We start from the raw sequence: 16,855 nt of genomic DNA on the forward strand, positions 1-16,855 counted from the left end.
CCAAGGAGCCGCCCATGCCCGCGCAACACTGCCTCGTCACCGGTCTGGTTCAGGGGGTGGCCTTTCGCTGGTTCGTCAGGGAGACGGCCCAGCGTCTGGGCCTTGTGGGCTGGGTGCAGAACCTGCCTGATGGCCGCGTGGAGGCGGTGCTGCAGGGCGATGCTGCCGCCCTCGCCCTGGCTCGCGAGGCTCTTTCTATCGGCCCTTCCCGGGCCCGGGTGACCAATCTGGCCTGCAGCGACATCCCGGAAGCCCCTTCCCTGCGGGGTTTTCGTATCCTGCGCTGAGATTTTTCGACGTTTCCGCCATTTTTTCCCTGCCGGTATGGACAGGTGGCCCTGTGATGCATACAAATGGCGTTGCATCGCCCTGTCTGCTTTGGAATTTGGCACGGCGCGTGCGCCCAGACCTGTTTTGACCCGGCGAGGAGCCATCCACATGAGTCAGGACCATCCCATCACCCCCAACGATCCCGAACTCTCCGAACAACCCGTCGGCGGTCTCCAGGAAGTGCCCCTGGACATGCCCGTGCTGCCTGTGCGGGATATCGTCATTTTCACGTACATGATCCTCCCCCTCTTTGTGGGGCGGGACAAGAGCGTGGCCGCCGTCAATGAAGCCCTGAACACCCACCGCTACCTGCTGGTGCTCTCCCAGCGCGATGAGCAGGTGGACGAACCCGGTCCGGAAGACCTCTACACCGTGGGCACCGTGTGTCAGATCATGCGCATGCTCAAGATGCCCGATGGCCGGCTCAAGGTGCTGGTGCAGGGCGTCACCCGGGCCAAGGTGGAATCTTTCCAGGAGCATGAAGGACACCTGAGCGCCGGCATCTCGCTTCTGGAAGAGCCGGACATCAAGGAACTCTCCCTGGAGCACGTGGCCCTGATGCGCGCCGCCCGCGAGCAGAGCGAGAAGATTCTCTCCCTGCGCGGCATCGCCCCCGGCGACATCATGGGCGTGTTGAACAGCGTGAATGAGCCCGGCCGGCTGGCCGATCTCGTGGCCTCCAACCTGCGCATGAAGGTGGAGGAAGCCCAGCAGATTCTGGAAGCCCGCGACCCCATCGACCGTCTGCATCTGGTGAACACCCAGCTGGCCCGCGAACTGGAGCTGGCTGCCATGCAGGCCAAAATCCAGACCAGCGCCCGCGAAGGCATGGACAAGGCCCAGAAGGACTACTACCTGCGCGAGCAGCTCAAGGCCATCCGCAAGGAACTGGGCGAGATGGAGGGCGACAACGAGGAGCTGGAAGAGCTGGCCCTGGCCCTGGAAAAGGCCGGCCTGCCCAAGGAGGTGAAGGCCGAGTCTGACAAGCAGCTCAAACGCCTCTCCACCATGCACAGCGAGTCCTCGGAAGCCTCGGTCATTCGTACTTACCTGGAATGGCTGGTGGAACTGCCCTGGAAAAAGCAGAGCCGCGACCGGCTGGACATCAAGGAAGCCAAACGCATTCTCAACGAGGACCACTTTGGCCTGGACAAGGTCAAGGACCGCATCCTCGAATACCTCTCCGTGCGCAAGCTCAACCCCAAGATGAAAGGCCCCATCCTCTGCTTCGTGGGGCCTCCCGGCGTGGGCAAGACCTCCCTGGGCCGCTCCATCGCCCGCTCCCTGGGCCGGCAGTTCCACCGCATGTCCCTGGGCGGCATGCGGGATGAAGCCGAAATCCGCGGCCATCGCCGCACGTACATCGGCGCCATGCCGGGGCGGATCATCCAGGCCATCAAGCAGGCCAAGACGAAAAACCCGGTCATCATGCTCGATGAGATTGACAAGGTGGGCACGGACTTCCGCGGCGACCCCTCCTCCGCACTGCTGGAGGTGCTGGACCCGGAACAGAACTTCAGCTTCCAGGACCACTACCTGAACGTGCCCTTCGACCTCTCCAAGGTCATGTTCATCTGCACGGCCAACCAGCTGGATACCATCCCCTCGGCCCTCATGGACCGGATGGAAGTCATCCGCATTCCTGGCTACACCATGCAGGAAAAACTGAAGATCGCCCGCAAGTACCTCATCCCGCGGCAGGCCCGGGAAAACGGCCTGACCTCCAAGGAAGTGGAATTCTCCGACGCCGTGCTGCAGCAGGTCATCAAGGATTACACCCGCGAGGCCGGACTCAGAAACCTGGAGCGGGAGGTCGGCGCGGTCTTCCGCAAGCTGGCCCGCAAAAAAGCCGAAGGTGAGAGCGGCCCCTTCAAGGTCACCAGCCAGGGCCTGCGCAAGCTCCTGGGCGTGCCGCGCTTTACCGACGAAAAGGCCGAGAAGGACCTGCCCCCCGGCGTGTCCCTGGGGCTGGCCTGGACTCCGTATGGCGGTGAAATCCTGCACATCGAAGCCACCACCATGGCTGGCAAGGGCAAGCTGATCCTCACCGGCCAGCTTGGCGATGTGATGAAGGAATCCGCCCAGGCGGCGCTCTCCTACGCCCGAGGCCATGCCGGCGAGTTGGGCATCGACCCAGAATTCCCGGACAAGGTGGACATTCACATCCACGTCCCGGCCGGGGCCACGCCCAAGGACGGCCCCTCGGCGGGCATTGCCCTGGTCAGCGCCCTGGTCAGCGCCCTGTCCAACCGCCCCCTGAACGGCGACATGGCCATGACCGGCGAAATAACCCTGCGCGGCCGGGTGCTGCCCGTGGGCGGCATCAAGGAAAAAATCCTCGCCGCCGTGGCCCAGGGCCTGGGGCATGTGGCCATCCCCAAGGAAAACATGAAGGATCTTGAAGACATTCCCACGGAGCTGCGCCGCAAGATCACCGTGCACCCGCTGGAGCGCATCGGGGATGTCTGGTCGCTGACCCTGGCCGAAGCCCCTGTGGCAGCGCAGGCCGCCGGGGAACCTGCCGCACCGGCTGAGGCCTCTGCCTGACAACGCATCAGCCCAATAGGCCAACCTCTAACTTCACCATTCTGGCCAGCCAGGCCCGTCCGCCCTGCCCAGGCACGGCGGACGGGCCGCTTTCCCCAAGGATACCCGAGACGCCCATGCTGCTCTATTCCAACGCCACCACCAGCCGGGACGACGCCGGCTTTGTGCTCGACGTGGATGCCAGGCTGGTCTGCAACTTTCGCCATGTCAGCCGGTTGACGGCGCGCACGCGCGAGGGTGTCATCGATTCCATCGAATATTACCTGGAAGACGAGCGGCAGCAGCGGCGCACCTGGGGGCCGTTCTGCTTTATCAACTACGACACCGGGCAGGACCTTGCCGGCCCGGGCGTGTATTTCTTTCTGGTGAATGCCAAAATCGCCTATTTTGGCCACTGCAGCAATTTCACCACCCGCCTGCAGCAGTACGCTGAAATCTGCAAATCAGACAGCAACCAGCCGCAGCATCAACCCATCTGCAGAATCAACACCATGATGTACCGGGCCTTCCAGCGCCGGGACATGGTGCACTGCTTTTTCTATCCCCTGGAAGATTGCCATCTGGTGCACGCCATGCTGGTGGACATCGTCAAGCCTGCCTGGAACCTGCCACAATGACTGCTTCCACCAATGATTTCCAGCCCTGGGACGAGTCGAGCATCAAACGTCCGCATCCATTTTACGGCGCAGTGACCGGGCAGGCGCTGTTTTATCTGCTGCAGGAAGAGGATGTGCCCGAGGCGCGGATTCAGGAGCTCCTGGACCTGTTCGAAGCCGGCAAGACCTCCCTGGCTGCCCTGCTGAACAGCCGGCCTGCGGCGGTGCGGCTGCATGCGGCCCCTGGGGCCTGCGGCGACTGCTCACGGCTGGACGGGCTGGTCATTCCGGGCGACCACCCCGACCTGCCGGCGCTCCTGCCACCGTATGGCCTGGGCTGCCGGGTGACGGCCGAGGTGATTGCGGAACCGGCGCAGGCCGGGCCGGCCAGCTCCCCCCAGCCGACTATCGTCCAACGCACCGTCCCCCGGCCACACCCCATTTGCTGCGCCCTGAATCTTCTCTCCAGCTGTCCGGAATAATACCTCCCTTCAGCCGGAGAGGGCTTGGGGGAACCGGGTTCCCCCATTCTGCAGGCCTGTTCTTTTTCCCTCTCCTCACATCGCGCCCATGGGCTTTCCGGCCAGGCCGCAGTAGCCCAGGTCGTCTTCGCTGCGATGCTCTGGATGTTTCCAGCGGAACAGCATGCACTGACTGCCCAGACAAAATTTGAGTTTGTTGTCCGAAGTGGTCAGAAACGGGCAATATTTGAAGCGGGCGTCCTTTTCCGGCTGCAGCATGGCCTCCTCCTTGTCCGGCGATGTGGGGCGAACGGTATTTACAGTCCATCTCATGATGGCCGACTGCGGGCCCCCTGGCAAGCACAATGCGTGGCATGCCCCTTGCTTTCACTCCCTGAACATCCGGTCACCCGCAGGGAAAGGAGCCCGCCATGCGCACGGCCATTGCCATCATCCTCCTCACATTCTTACTACTTCCAGGCACGTTGCATGCCGGCAGCTATCGCGTGCAGCTGGGGCTGTACCGTCAGGAATCCGCCGCTGTGGACGGCTGGCAGCTGCTGAAATCCCATTTTCCTGAACTACTCGAGGGGCATCTGCCCGAACTTGAGCCGGTGCAGACCGGGGCCGGCACCTTGCTGCGCCTGAATGTGGTGGTGGATGACGAAGCCACGGCCCGCACCATCGAGCTGGCCATTGCCGGCGCGCCGCAGGACGCCATGGTGGCGGAACGCCAGCACCCGCCCGCCCTTTCTTCCAACGGGCACTTCAAGGTCACCGCCGGCGCCGTGCCCGGCCAGCCGAACACAAGCTTCGTCTTCGGGCAGGATCGGGTCTATGTGGGGCTGCGGGCGGACAACGGCCGCGTGGCGCTGACGCCGGGCGTGGCCACCACGTCCGCAGGGGATACCGGCCCCTATGCCGGGCTGGAATTCAAGTGGTAACTTTTTTTCCAAGCGCCCTAAAGTTCCCTCTTGTGCAATCCGATAAGCCAGATGAACAGGTTGAATAGACTCATTGAAAGGCAGGGCGGGTTCGAGTTCTCCGCTCCGGACGGCACGGGTGGCGCTCGCCACATGCACGCAGTTGGCACCGCAGTCCCAGCTGCGAATTCCGGGGGCGCCGGGCAGGCCCAATGCACCGACCGGTTCATCACTGCCGGATCCAGTCTTTCCTTTTGCTGAGCCTACCACATCCTGAGCCGGTCGCAGCATGCTGCGGCCGCAGCGCGACCCGCGCTGTGCAAGGGTCGCAACGCCCCCGGAATCGGGCAGGGTTCCGGGGGCGCGTTTTTTTCTGCCTCGACCCTCTCCCTCTTCGTCTCCGCGCTGCACCTCTCCCCACGCCCTGACCGGCAAGCGGCACGTTCCGTCCGGTGAACGGTCAGGCTCAGGGCACTTCCCCCCACCATTGATCCCGGCGAATGGCATTGATTTGTGCTGGCATTCCGCCATTCGCCGTTGACAGCTCCCATCCTCTCGCCTGTCTGGTCTTCGCGTGCAGCCTGTGTTGATCCTGGTATGCTGACTGTGAATTGAACGTGGCATCCCGCCGCCTTCGCAGACACAGGAGCAGGCCATGCACGATCCCGACAACGCCCGGGCCATGCACGCGTACTGGAAGACCAATGTCCGATACATGACCATCCTCCTGGCCGTATGGGCCACTGCATCGTATTTGTGTGGCATCGTCTTTGTCCGCGAGCTCAATGCATTCCATCTTGGCGGCTTTCCCCTTGGCTTCTGGTTTGCCCAGCAGGGATCCATTTACATCTTCATTCTGCTGATTCTCATTTACTTCCTGCTGATGGACCGCCTGGACAAACGCTTCGACGTGCACGAATAACAGCAGAACGGAGACTGACAATGTCTATCCAGACCTGGACATACATCATCGTTGGCCTGAGCTTTACGCTCTACATGGGCATTGCCTGGGCCTCCCGCGTCAAGGACACCAAGGGCTTTTACGTGGCCGGAGGGGGCGTGCCGCCCATGGCCAATGGCCTGGCCACCGCGGCGGACTGGATGAGCGCGGCCAGCTTCCTCTCCATGGCCGGGCTCATCAGCTTCATGGGCTATTCCGGCTGCATCTACCTCATGGGCTGGACCGGCGGCTATGTGCTCCTGGCCCTGCTCCTGGCCCCGTACCTGCGCAAGTTCGGCAAGTTCACCGTGCCGGACTTTGTGGGGGACCGGTATTACTCCACCACGGCCCGTATCGTGGCCCTGGTCTGCGCCATTTTCGTGTCCTTCACGTATGTGGCCGGCCAGATGCGCGGGGTGGGCATCGTGTTCTCGCGCTTCCTGGGGGTGGACGTGGAAACCGGCGTGGTCATCGGCATGATCATCGTCTTCCTGTATTCCGGCCTTGGGGGGATGAAGGGCATCACCTGGACGCAAGTGGCCCAGTATTGCGTGCTCATCCTGGCCTTCGTCATCCCGGCTGTGGCCATTTCCCTGAAGATCACCGGCAACCCCGTGCCCCAGCTCGGCTTTGGTGGTACGGTGGCGGAAGGTCCCCGGGCCGGGCAGTTCCTGCTGGAAACGCTGGACCAGATCAACACCGACCTCGGCTTTGCGGCATACACCTCGGCCTTTGGCAAGGGCTCCAAACCCATGCTGGACGTCCTGGCCATGACCCTTTGCCTCATGGCCGGCACTGCCGGGCTGCCTCATGTGATCATCCGGTTTTACACCGTGCCCAGCGTGCGCGGCGCGCGGCTTTCGGCCTTTTACGCCCTGTTCTTCATCGGCATCCTGTACACCACGGCGCCCTCCATCGCGAGCTTTGCGCGGTACAACTTTGTGGATTCCCTGAATGACAAGCCCTACGCCGCCGTGCCATCCTGGTTCAAGAACTGGGAATCCACCGGGCTGGTGGCCTGGATGGACAAGAATGGCGACGGCATCATGCAATACCGCGCCGGCGAGGCCTTCAAGGGCAAGCCTGCCTTTACCGGTTCTGTCGGCGGACTCGGGCAGCAGCTCGTTTCCAACACCCCCACGGACAGCCCCAACGAACTCTTTGTGGACCCGGACATCATGGTGCTGGCCAACCCGGAAATCGCCAACCTCCCGCCCTGGGTCGTGGCCCTGGTGGCTGCCGGCGGGCTGGCCGCGGCGCTCTCCACAGCCTCGGGCCTGCTGCTGGTTATCGCGTCCTCCATCTCCCATGACCTCTACTACCGCATCATCAACCGCAAGGCCTCGGAGCGCCAGCGGCTCCTGCTCGGACGGGTGATGATCGGCGTAGCCGTGGTTATTGCCGGGCTCTTTGGCATCTACCCGCCCGGGTTCGTGGCCCAGGTGGTGGCCCTGGCCTTCGGGCTGGCGTCCTCGTCCTTCTTCCCCATCCTGCTGCTGGGGATCTTCTGGAAAAAGGCCAACAAGCCGGGCGCCATCTCCGGCATGATCGCCGGCATGGGCTTCACCCTCTTCTATATCATCCAGACCAAATTCCTCGGCGTGGCGCCCTGGTTCCTGGGTGTGAGCCCCGAGGGCATCGGCGCCGTGGGCATGTTGGTGAATCTGGTGGTTACCGTGACTGTTTCCCTGGCCACCGCCCCGCCGCCGCAGGAAGTGCAGGATCTGGTTGACTCGGTGCGCATCCCGCGTGGAGCCGGCGCGGCAGCGGACCACTAACAGCATGGCAGGAAACGGGATCTGGGGGCAAGTCTCCCCAGATCCCCTTGTCGTGGAGAAAAGGCATGCACGATGCACACACCAGCGAAATGATTCTGGAGTTTCTGCGTCAGACCCTGCCCTTCAGCGAGTTGCCCGAAGCGGCCCTGCGGGAGCTGACCAAGGCGATGGTGGTCGACTTTGCTCCCAAAGGGACCGTGCTGCTGCAGCAGGGGGTAACCAGCATCACCCATCTGATGCTGGTGCAAAAGGGCGGCGTGCGGGTGTTTTTGCGCGATGCCGAGGGGGAAGAACACCTGCTGGACTGGCTGGGCGAAGGGGCCAGCGTGGGAGGCCTGACCATTTTCCAGGGAGGGCTGGCCCGGACAAACGCCGTCACCGTGGAAGATACCTTCCTTTTGCTCCTGCCGCTGGAAGCCTTTCTGGCGCAGGTGGAGCAGCATCCCTTGCTGGCAACGCATTACCTGCAGCGCCTGTCGGATGAGTTTCTGGGCAAGGCCTTTGAATCGCTGCGGCATCGCGGCGGTGGCCTTGAATGTGGCAGCCAGGGCGGCGGCCCGTACCTGTTCGGCTCCACCGTGGGGGATTTCATGCACGGCCCGCCCGTCTGCGTCGGGCTTTCGGCCAGCATCCGTCAGGCCGCCCTGCGCATGATGGAACAGCGGGTCGGCTCCGCGCTGGTGGAGGATCCCTCCGGCGAGGCCGTGGGCATCGTCACGGATTCGGATCTGCGCCGGACCGTGGCCTTTGGCATGGACGCCGAAGCGCCGGTGGCGGTGATCATGTCCTCGCCCGTGGAGCGCGTGGACTGGCGCGAAAGCGTCTTTGCCGCGCTGATGACCATGATGCGCCGCCAGATCCACCATCTGGCCGTGACCCGCGACGGTCGCGTGCTGGGGATGATCACTTCCCACGACATCATGGTGCTGCAGGGCAAGTCGCCCATGGCCCTGTTTCGGGAAATCCTGGCCCAGCAGACGCCAGAGGGGCTGCATCCCCTGGGGCAACGCATTCCGTTGGTCGCCAGAACCCTGGTGGAGGAAGGCGCCAAGGCCGGACACATCACCTCCCTGCTCAGCGTGCTCAACGATGCCCTGGCCCAGCGGCTTCTGCACCTCCTCTCCCGCCAGTTGGGGCCCGCGCCTGCGGCCTGGGGCTGGCTGTACCTGGGCAGCGAGGGCCGGCGGGAGCAGACCCTGCGCACGGATCAAGACAACGCCCTGGTGCATGCGGACATCGGCGACGAGATCATCGCCCGCGCCGCAGCCATTTACTTCGAAGCCCTGGCCGAGCGCATGCGCGATCACCTGGCCGCCTGCGGCTACCCGCCCTGCCCCGGCGGGGTCATGGCCGCCAACCCGGCCTGGCGGCTGAGCCTCACGCGCTGGAAGGCCGTCTTTGATCAATGGATAGACCGGCCCGGCCCGCAGGAAATCATGCAGGCAGCCATTTTCTTCGACCTGCGGCCCGGGTCTGGCGAAGAAACCCTGGGCGAGGCCCTGCGTACGCATCTGGTGGAACGCTGCCCGCGACAGGATGTGTTTCTGCGGCATCTGGCGGCCAACTGCCTGCAGGCCCGGCCGCCCCTGTCCTTCTTTCGCGGCTTTCTGGTGGAAAAGGATGGGGCCCGCAAAAACACCCTGGACATCAAGGCCAAGGGCATCATGCCCATGGTGGATTTTGCCCGCGTACTGGCCTTGCGCGCCGGGCTGCGGGAAACGAACACCTTTGCCCGCCTGCGCCTGCTGACCGAACAGGAGGTCCTGCCCGCGGATCTGGGCCGCGAGGCGCTGGAAGCCTACGAGTTCATGATGCAGGTCCGTCTGGTGCACCAGCTGGAGCAACAGGAGTCCGGTCACACGCCGGACAACCACATCGCCCCGGATTCCCTCTCTGCCCTGGAACAGCGCACCCTCAAGCAAAGTTTCCAGATCGTCAGCCAGGCCCAGGCACACGTGAAGGAAGAATTCCAGCTGCACATCGCCTAAAGGAGCTGCCATGCACACCCATCCCCTCGCCCTGCCCTTTCTGCACCGCCTGTTTGGCAGCCGTCGCGAACAACGCATGCACCCGGCCATTGCCGCCAACAATGCCCGTTTCAGACAGCTCGACCAGGACCGCCCCATTGAAGACTATGATTTTGTGGTCCTGGATACGGAACTGACAGGCTTCTCGCCCTCGCAGGACGCCATTGTCTCCATCGGCGCGGTGCGCATCCGCGGCATGCGGCTGGCCCCGGCGGATTCCTTTGCCGCCGTGGTGAATCCCGGTCGGGCCATGCCCAAGGCCTCCACCCTGGTGCACCGCATCACGCCCGAGTCGGTCCAGGGCCGGCCGGCCCTGGAAGAGGTGCTGCCCGGCCTGGTGGAGTACCTGAACGGCAGCCTGATTGTCGGCCATCATATCGGGCTGGATATGCAGTTCCTCAACCGTGCCCTGCGGCGGACCCTCGGCGGCGAGCTGGCCTCGCCCTGCATCGACACCCTGCGCCTGGCCCAGGTGTACGAAGCCGAACAATGGGAGAATTATTACGACCGCTTCCAGAGCAATGTCTCCTACCAGCTGCACGACCTGGCCGTGCGCTATGGGCTGCCCCTGTTCGGACGGCATGAATCCCTGCAGGATGCCTTGCAAACCGCCTATCTGTTCCTCTTTCTCCTGCGCAGCCTCAGGCAGGGTGGCATCGTCACCCTCAAGGATCTCTTCCGCAGCGGCCGCAGTTGGCGGTATTATTTCTAGCCAATTGCCAATTTTGCAGTATCAGGAGCTTCTTGTTGAAAGCATGCCCTTGCCTTGGCCTCAAACTGCCGGTAGAATTAAAAAACAGGCAAGAGGTGATGGCACGATGGGCAGAGTGGCGGTTTCTTCCTTGGCGCCAGGCATGGTTCTGGAAGCCGATCTCCGTGACGGGTGCGGACGCATGCTGTTGCGCGCTGGCGAAACGCTCACGGAACGCTCCCTGCGGGTGATGCGCATCTGGGGCGTGACCGAAGCCCAGGTGGCCGGCCATGGCGAAGACCCCTCCAGCCTCATTTGCAGCGACCGGGACTTCGCCACCCTGGACCCACGTCTGGTGGAAGTGGCGCGTTGTCATGTGACTGAACGGTTCCGGCACATGAACACCACCCTGCCGCCGGTCAGGGAACTCATGCGCGCCGCCATTCGCCGGGTTGCCATGCGGTATGCCCTCACCGGCCCGCCGACGGACCTCCCCCTGGGCGACATCAAGGGAACCAGGACAATTGACTCCAGGGGCACCAGGACCGCCAGGGATTCCATCTTCCCAAACAACGACCGCACCGCCGGCGAAGTCACGCCGGGGAACTGGGTCAAGGTGGATCCTGCCCGGTTTGTGCGGGACGATCTCTCCCTGGGCTCCCTGCCGCAAATCTTTCAGCGCCTTGTCCAGGTCATCAACGACGATCATAGCTCTGCCGCGGACGTGGCGGAAATCATCACCACCGATACAGACCTCGCCGCGCGGGTGCTCCGGGTGGTCAACTCGCCGCTCTATGGCCTTTCCAGCCGCATCGATACCGTTTCCCGTGCCGTGGCCATCCTGGGCGAAGGACAGCTGACCTCCCTGGCCATGAGCGTGTGCGTGGTGTCTACCTTCAAGGGCATCCCGGCACGAGTGGTGAACATGCGGGATTTCTGGCGGCACAGCCTGGCGTGCGCCATCGGGGCCCGGCTTCTGGCCAACATGCTGCACCTGCGCCAGGCCGAACAGCTGTTCGTCGCCGGGCTACTGCACGATATCGGCCGGCTGGCCCTCTACAAACTTGCCCCGGAGCAGGCCCGCCAGGCCATCGCCCATGCCCACGCCGAAGGCATTCTCCTGCGGACGGCGGAAAAACGCTGCCTGGGCTTTACCCACGATATTCTGGGCGGTCTGCTGCTGGAAGCCTGGCTGCTGCCGCCCCTGCTGGTGAACAGCGTGCGCTGCCACCATGACCTGGAGCATGCGGACGCCTTCAAGGAGGCTGCCTGTGTCCACGTGGCGGACTGCATGGCCAACGCCCTGGAACTGGGCGGCAGTGGCGACCATTGCCTCACCCCCCTGGATATGGCAGCCTGGAAGACCCTGGGGCTGACCACCACCTGCCTGCGCGAGACCATGCAGCAGATGGAACGGCAGGTGGAAGACGTGTTTCGGTTCTTTCTGGAAGATCTCTGATCGGGCCGGACCGCACTGCTGCAACCGTCCCGGCATCCTGCAACCGCCGGCCCGTGGCTGACTGCCGGGCACCTTTGGGGAAGACGCGCATGGAACTCAACCCAGCCTCCATACCCACGCGGGAAGAACTGGAACAGCGCCTGCGCGCCCTGGAAGAGCAGGCCCGCTTTACTCATGATATTCTGGAACTTGCCGCCACCCTGGGTGACTTTCAGACCTCCATCAACAAGCTGCACACGCCGGACATGCTGCTGGAAGAGACGGCCAGCCGCATCGCCACGCTGACGAACTTCACCGGCATGGCTTTTTGGCTGGTGGACGAACCGACTTCAGACTTTGCCCTCGTCTACTGCAACCCGCCGGAATATCGTGGCATGGTAGAACACGAGACAAAAATTGCCATTGAGCACGGCTTCTTTGCCGTGGCCCTGCGGGAAAACCGGCCCATCGTCATTTACTCGCAGGAGGGCCATATGCGGCTGGTGTATCATGTGCTGGCCACGTCCTCGCGCACCCGGGGCATGTTCCTGGGCTTTGTGCCCCGCGGCGAGCCCAATGTGCCCAGCCTGGTCCTTTCCCTGACCACCATCATCCTCAAAAGCTGCGCCAATGCACTGGAAAGCTTTGAGTTGTACAGCATGCTGCGCCTTGGGGAACGGCTGAACCCTGCCGGCCCCGCCGAGGAACTGGATGACGACCCGGCCTGACGTCTTGAGCTGACGTCATGGCCTGCCGGGCCAAATAGCTGGCCCGCTATCTGATCAGATTCAGGGGGGCTAGAATCCCAGCAGTTCCTTGAGCCAGGCCGGCGCGGCCACCGGTCTGAAATCCGGCCCCACGCAGGCATGCTGGGTATGGCCGGTGATCAGGATTTTCTGCTTTGCCTCGTCGCGCACTTCGTACACAAAGGTCATGGAGGCCCGGCTCCAGACGCTGATGCCGGTGCGCACGTAAATCAGCTCATCATAGCGGGAAGGGGCGCGGTAGCGTACGGAGGCCTCGCGCACGGGCAGCATAAGGCCGCGGCGTTCGATGTCGGCGTTGCTCATGCCTCGTTCCCGGATAAACTGGCTGCGGGCCCGCTCAAACAGGTGCAGGTATTCGCCATAATAGACGATACCCATCTGATCGGTCTCGCCATAGGAGACGCGGTGGGCGTACCAGCTGTCGTTGGCCGGAAATTCGGGGGCGCTCATGCCAGCGATTCCTTGCCGCCCATTTTGCTGCCCACCAGATTCATGATCCAGTCCAGGAGCATGTGCCCCGGTTCGATGACCAGCCCGGTGTTGGCCGCCGTGGCTTCGGTAAAGATCGACAGCCCGGCGCAGCAATGGCAGCCCTTCCAGTACAGCAAAAACGGCACCGGCTCCGGCACATGGGTTCGCTTGACCAGGGGCGTGAGGTGGTCGCAGGCGATGAGGAACACGGCGTCCGTCTGGCCATAGCGCTCAAACAGCGGCGCGACCACGCGGCTGTCGAAGCGTTCGATGGATTCGATCTTGTCATCCACATTGCCGGCATGGCCGCATTCGTCCGGCGCTTCCACATGCAGAAACACGAACTCGCCGCCGGCATCCAGAAATTCCATGGCCGCCTGGACCTTGCCTTCGTAGTTCGTGTCCAGCAGGCCGGTAATGCCCTCGGCCTGCAGCACGGCCATGTTTGCGGCGCGGCCCAGGCCGTTGATCAGGTCCACGGCGCTCATCACCGCGCCCTTGAGGCCGGTTTTGGTGTGGAAATCCTCCAGATGCAGCGGCCGCCCCTGCCCCCAGGGCCAGAGGGAGCGGGCCTTGGTGGGATTGTTCGGCCCGCCGAGAAAGGCGGCGGCCTCCTGCATGAGCGGCTGCAGGGCGGCGGAGCCGGCGTAGGCTGCCACGTCGTCCTTGATGGACTTGTCCGTGAGGTCGTGCGGCGGGCGGATGTGCAGGCTGGCGTCCTTGCCGGTGGCCCCGCCCTTTTGCACCAGCAGGTGCCGGTATTGGATCCCCGGAACGAGTTGCAGATCCCCGCGCTGTAGCGAAGGCAGCTCGGCGTTCATCTGTTTGATGAGCGCGCGGGCGGCCTCGGTGGCAATGTGGCCGGAAGAGTAATCCAGCATGATGCCATCGGGCTCCAGGGCCGTCAGGTTCACCAGATTGCAGCGCCAGACGAGGTCGTCCGGGTCCAGGGCCAGCCCCTGGGCGGCGGCCTCGATGGGGCCGCGGCCGGTGTGGTTGGCGGCCGGATCGTAGCCCAAGAGGCTCATGTTGGCCACGTCGGAACCCGGCGGCATGCCCGGGGGGATGGTCCGGCACAGGCCGGCCATCCCCTTGCGGGCCATGGCGTCCATGGCGGGCGTTTTGGCCGCGCCGAGCACGGTCTTGCCGCCCAGCTCCTGCATGGGCCAGTCCCCCATGCCATCCGCAATGAGGAACAGGAATTTGCGCGAGGAGGTGTCAGCCATTTACAAGATCCTGTAATGAATGATGGGCGCTTTGGGCAGGCCCATCTTTTCCAGGCTGCGCATGGCGGCATGCACGGCCGTGGCGGTGGCTTCGTGAGTCAGAAAGACGATGGGCACGCCGCCGCCGGCATCGTCGCCCTTCTGAACCACCTGCTTGAGGGAGATGCCAAAATCCGCCATCACGCCGCCAATGTCCCGGAGCATGCCCGGCCGGTCCGGGACCATGATCCGCAGGTAGTGCGGAGAGACGGCTTCATCCAGATCGTGAATCTCCGCCTCGGGCAGAAACGACGTGGGGAAGCCCAGGTTTTGCGCCGGCACGCCGCGGGCAATGGTCATGACGTCGGCCAGGACGGCGCTGGCCGTGGGCAGATCGCCCGCGCCGTGGCCATACAGCATGACCGGACCGGCGTTGCCGTTCACCCGCAGGGCGTTGAAGGAACCGGTCACCGAGGCCAGCAGATAATGGTTGGGGATGAGGGCAGGATATACCCCGGCCTCCACAGCCCCGGCCACCTTGCGGGCTCCGGCGATGAGCTTGATGGTGTAGCCCAGCTCCCTGGCAAAGGCGATATCCATGGGCCGGACCATGGTGATGCCCCAGATGCGCAGCTTTTCCAGCGGAAAGTGCACCCCAAAGGCGAGCATGATGGTCAGCACCAGTTTGTGGGCAGCGTCGATGCCCTCGATATCCAGGGTGGGGTCTGCCTCGGCAAAGCCTTTTTCCTGGGCCAGCTTGAGGGCGTCATCAAAAGCCATCCCGGTCTCGCTCATGTGCGAGAGGATGAAGTTGGCCGTGCCGTTCAGAATGCCCATCAGGGAATGCAGCTTGTTGGCCGCCAGGGTTTCCTTGAGGGTCTGGACGATGGGAATGCCGCCGCCGACACTGGCTTCGAATCCCAGATGCAGGCCCTTTTCCGCCGCCAGGGTGAACAGCTCGCGCCCATGCTCGGCCAGGAGCTTCTTGTTGGCCGTCACCACGTGCTTGCCATTTTCCAGGGCCGTCCGGATCAGGGTGCGTGCATCCGTGGCGCCGCCGATAAGCTCCACCACCACGTCGATCTCGGGATCGGTGGCGATGTCGAGCAGCGAGGGCGTGCAGTGGGCGGTCAGGGCCGCGCCCATCTTGGGCTTGCACATGGTGCGGTCCACCACGGTCTTGAGGATGATTTCCCGCCCGGTGCGGGCCTGGATCATCTCGCGATTGTCGTGAAGGAGCCGGGCCACGCCCCCGCCCACCACGCCCAGGCCGGCGAGGCCCAGGCGCAGTGGCGGCTTGCCGCTGGATTCGATCATGGCTAGCCTCCGGAGAGTACTTTTTTGATGCCGCGAACGGCCTGGTTGATGCGATGATTGTTTTCGATGAGCGCAAAGCGGACGTACTCGTCGCCGTAGTGGCCAAAGCCCAGACCGGGCGAAACAGCGACGTGGCCTTCGCGCAGCAGGAGCTTGGAGAATTCCACGGAGCCCAGGTGGCGGAAGGGTTCGGGAATCCTGGCCCACACAAACATGGTGGCCTTGGGCGGGGTCACTTCCCAGCCGGCGCGGTTCAGGCCTTCACAGAGCACATCGCGGCGTTCTTTATAGATGTTGCAGATGTCGGTCACACAGTCCTGCGGTCCGTTCAGGGCCACAATGGCGGCAATCTGGATGGGCTGGAAGATGCCGTAATCCAGGTAGCTCTTGATGCGCTGCAGGGCGTACACCATTTCCCGGTTGCCGCAGCAGAAGCCCACGCGCCAGCCGGCCATGGAATAGCTTTTGGAGAGGGAGAAAAACTCCACCCCCACGTCCTTGGCGCCCTTGGCCTGCAGGAAGGACGGCGCGGTGTAGCCGTCGAACACCAGGTCGGCGTACGCCAGGTCATGAATGACGTAAATATTGTTTTCCTTGGCGAAATCCACAATCTTCTGGAAGAACGCCAGGTCCACGGTGGCAGCGGTGGGGTTTTGCGGGTAGCTGATCACCAGCAGCTTGGGCCGGGGCCAGGTCTGCTGCATGGCGACCTGCAAATCTTCAAAAAAGTCCCGGTCCACCCCCACGGGAATGCGGCGCACGTCCGCCCCGGAAATGATGGCTGCGTACGGATGGATGGGATATGCCGGGTCGGTGGCGAAGACCACGTCGCCCGGGGAGAGCATGACCAGGGCAAGGTGGGACAGGCCTTCCTTTGCGCCCATGGTGACGATGCATTCGGTTTCGGGGTCCAGGTGCACGTCGTAGCGGCGCTGGTACCAGCCTGCAATGGCCTTGCGCAGGTTGGGCAGGCCGCGGGACATGGAATAGCGGTGGTTCACGGGCTTGTGGGATGCCTCGCAGAGCTTGTCCACGATGTGCTGGGGCGTGGGGATGTCCGGGTTCCCCATGCCAAGGTCCACAATGTCCACATTCTGCCGCCGCAGCTGGGTTTTGAGCTCCGTCACCATCGCGAACACGTACGGTGGCAGACGGTGCATGCGCGAAAACATTTCCTGGTTCATGAAGGGGCTCTCCTTGAATGGGCGGCTGCCTCGCCCGAAGACCGGGCGCCCAAGGCGGCGCACCCGACAGCATATCAAGACCTTGTACGACCGGACGCCAAAACTGTCAAAGCCAGATCCTGGATGCGGACAATGAATAGTCTTTGCCGGCTGGCAGTTGACGGGGTGGCTGCGGACCTG

The 16,855-nt window shown here is 63.6% G+C and carries 16 protein-coding genes; 11 read left to right on the plus strand and 5 right to left on the minus strand.

From position 1 onward, the window contains the following. Positions 1-14: 14 nt before the first annotated feature. From ACYQ00_RS01050 to ACYQ00_RS01065, 4 genes are all read left to right on the plus strand, one after another. A complete protein-coding gene (locus ACYQ00_RS01050) occupies positions 15-287 on the plus strand; it encodes an acylphosphatase (RefSeq protein WP_460030379.1) in 273 nt (90 codons plus the stop codon). Between the two features lie 151 nt (positions 288-438). Beyond that, positions 439-2,877 carry an endopeptidase La gene (gene lon, locus ACYQ00_RS01055; RefSeq protein WP_460030380.1) on the plus strand — a complete coding sequence of 813 codons (2,439 nt, stop codon included), beginning with the start codon at positions 439-441 and terminating at the stop codon, positions 2,875-2,877. A 116-nt stretch (positions 2,878-2,993) separates the two neighbouring features. Continuing rightward, positions 2,994-3,494 (plus strand): GIY-YIG nuclease family protein, encoded by a 501-nt coding sequence (locus ACYQ00_RS01060; protein ID WP_460030381.1) that lies wholly within the window; start codon positions 2,994-2,996, stop codon positions 3,492-3,494. Then, positions 3,491-3,955: a hypothetical protein gene (locus ACYQ00_RS01065; RefSeq protein ID WP_460030382.1), complete on the plus strand. Its 465-nt coding sequence runs from the start codon at positions 3,491-3,493 to the stop codon at positions 3,953-3,955. Before ACYQ00_RS01060 ends, ACYQ00_RS01065 begins: the two co-directional genes overlap by 4 nt. Before the next feature lie 75 nt (positions 3,956-4,030). Here ACYQ00_RS01065 and ACYQ00_RS01070 read toward each other — a convergent pair whose 3' ends face one another. Then, positions 4,031-4,213, minus strand: coding sequence for a hypothetical protein (locus tag ACYQ00_RS01070; RefSeq protein ID WP_460030383.1), 183 nt, complete (start codon positions 4,211-4,213; stop codon positions 4,031-4,033). Positions 4,214-4,365: 152 nt separating this feature from the next. On the opposite strand from ACYQ00_RS01070, the gene ACYQ00_RS01075 reads away from it, so the two are divergent. The 7 genes from ACYQ00_RS01075 (at position 4,366) to ACYQ00_RS01105 (ending at position 12,459) form a co-directional block, all read left to right on the plus strand. Next, a complete protein-coding gene (locus ACYQ00_RS01075) occupies positions 4,366-4,878 on the plus strand; it encodes a hypothetical protein (protein WP_460030384.1) in 513 nt (170 codons plus the stop codon). A 634-nt stretch (positions 4,879-5,512) separates the two neighbouring features. After that, entirely contained in the window at positions 5,513-5,779 is a 267-nt protein-coding gene (locus tag ACYQ00_RS01080; RefSeq protein ID WP_460030385.1) for a DUF4212 domain-containing protein, read from the plus strand. Between the two features lie 20 nt (positions 5,780-5,799). Further along, positions 5,800-7,575, plus strand: coding sequence for a sodium:solute symporter family protein (locus tag ACYQ00_RS01085; RefSeq protein ID WP_460030386.1), 1,776 nt, complete (start codon positions 5,800-5,802; stop codon positions 7,573-7,575). Positions 7,576-7,640: 65 nt separating this feature from the next. Further along, positions 7,641-9,563: a putative nucleotidyltransferase substrate binding domain-containing protein gene (locus ACYQ00_RS01090; RefSeq protein WP_460030387.1), complete on the plus strand. Its 1,923-nt coding sequence runs from the start codon at positions 7,641-7,643 to the stop codon at positions 9,561-9,563. Positions 9,564-9,573: 10 nt separating this feature from the next. After that, positions 9,574-10,314 carry a 3'-5' exonuclease gene (locus ACYQ00_RS01095; protein ID WP_460030388.1) on the plus strand — a complete coding sequence of 247 codons (741 nt, stop codon included), beginning with the start codon at positions 9,574-9,576 and terminating at the stop codon, positions 10,312-10,314. Between the two features lie 181 nt (positions 10,315-10,495). Further along, positions 10,496-11,752 carry an HDOD domain-containing protein gene (locus tag ACYQ00_RS01100; RefSeq protein ID WP_460030389.1) on the plus strand — a complete coding sequence of 419 codons (1,257 nt, stop codon included), beginning with the start codon at positions 10,496-10,498 and terminating at the stop codon, positions 11,750-11,752. A gap of 89 nt (positions 11,753-11,841) precedes the next feature. After that, on the plus strand, positions 11,842-12,459 hold the full coding sequence (locus ACYQ00_RS01105; RefSeq protein WP_460030390.1) for a hypothetical protein: 618 nt from the start codon (positions 11,842-11,844) through the stop codon (positions 12,457-12,459). A gap of 69 nt (positions 12,460-12,528) precedes the next feature. On the opposite strand, the gene ACYQ00_RS01110 is transcribed toward ACYQ00_RS01105, so the two are convergent. Genes ACYQ00_RS01110 through ACYQ00_RS01125 form a run of 4 tightly spaced genes read right to left on the minus strand, consistent with a single transcriptional unit; the run spans position 12,529 to position 16,675 of the window. Next, the gene (locus ACYQ00_RS01110; RefSeq protein WP_460030391.1) at positions 12,529-12,948 is read right to left on the minus strand and encodes an acyl-CoA thioesterase; all 420 of its coding nucleotides are present in this window, start codon (positions 12,946-12,948) and stop codon (positions 12,529-12,531) included. Continuing rightward, entirely contained in the window at positions 12,945-14,195 is a 1,251-nt protein-coding gene (locus tag ACYQ00_RS01115; protein WP_460030392.1) for a cofactor-independent phosphoglycerate mutase, read from the minus strand. The genes ACYQ00_RS01110 and ACYQ00_RS01115 overlap by 4 nt, the downstream gene beginning before the upstream one ends. Next, on the minus strand, positions 14,196-15,491 hold the full coding sequence (locus tag ACYQ00_RS01120; protein ID WP_460030393.1) for a homoserine dehydrogenase: 1,296 nt from the start codon (positions 15,489-15,491) through the stop codon (positions 14,196-14,198). Positions 15,492-15,493: 2 nt separating this feature from the next. Next, positions 15,494-16,675, minus strand: coding sequence for an aminotransferase class I/II-fold pyridoxal phosphate-dependent enzyme (locus ACYQ00_RS01125; protein ID WP_460030394.1), 1,182 nt, complete (start codon positions 16,673-16,675; stop codon positions 15,494-15,496). Between the last annotated feature and the right edge of the window lie 180 nt (positions 16,676-16,855).

The sequence above is a fragment of the Megalodesulfovibrio paquesii genome (genome assembly GCF_054653055.1).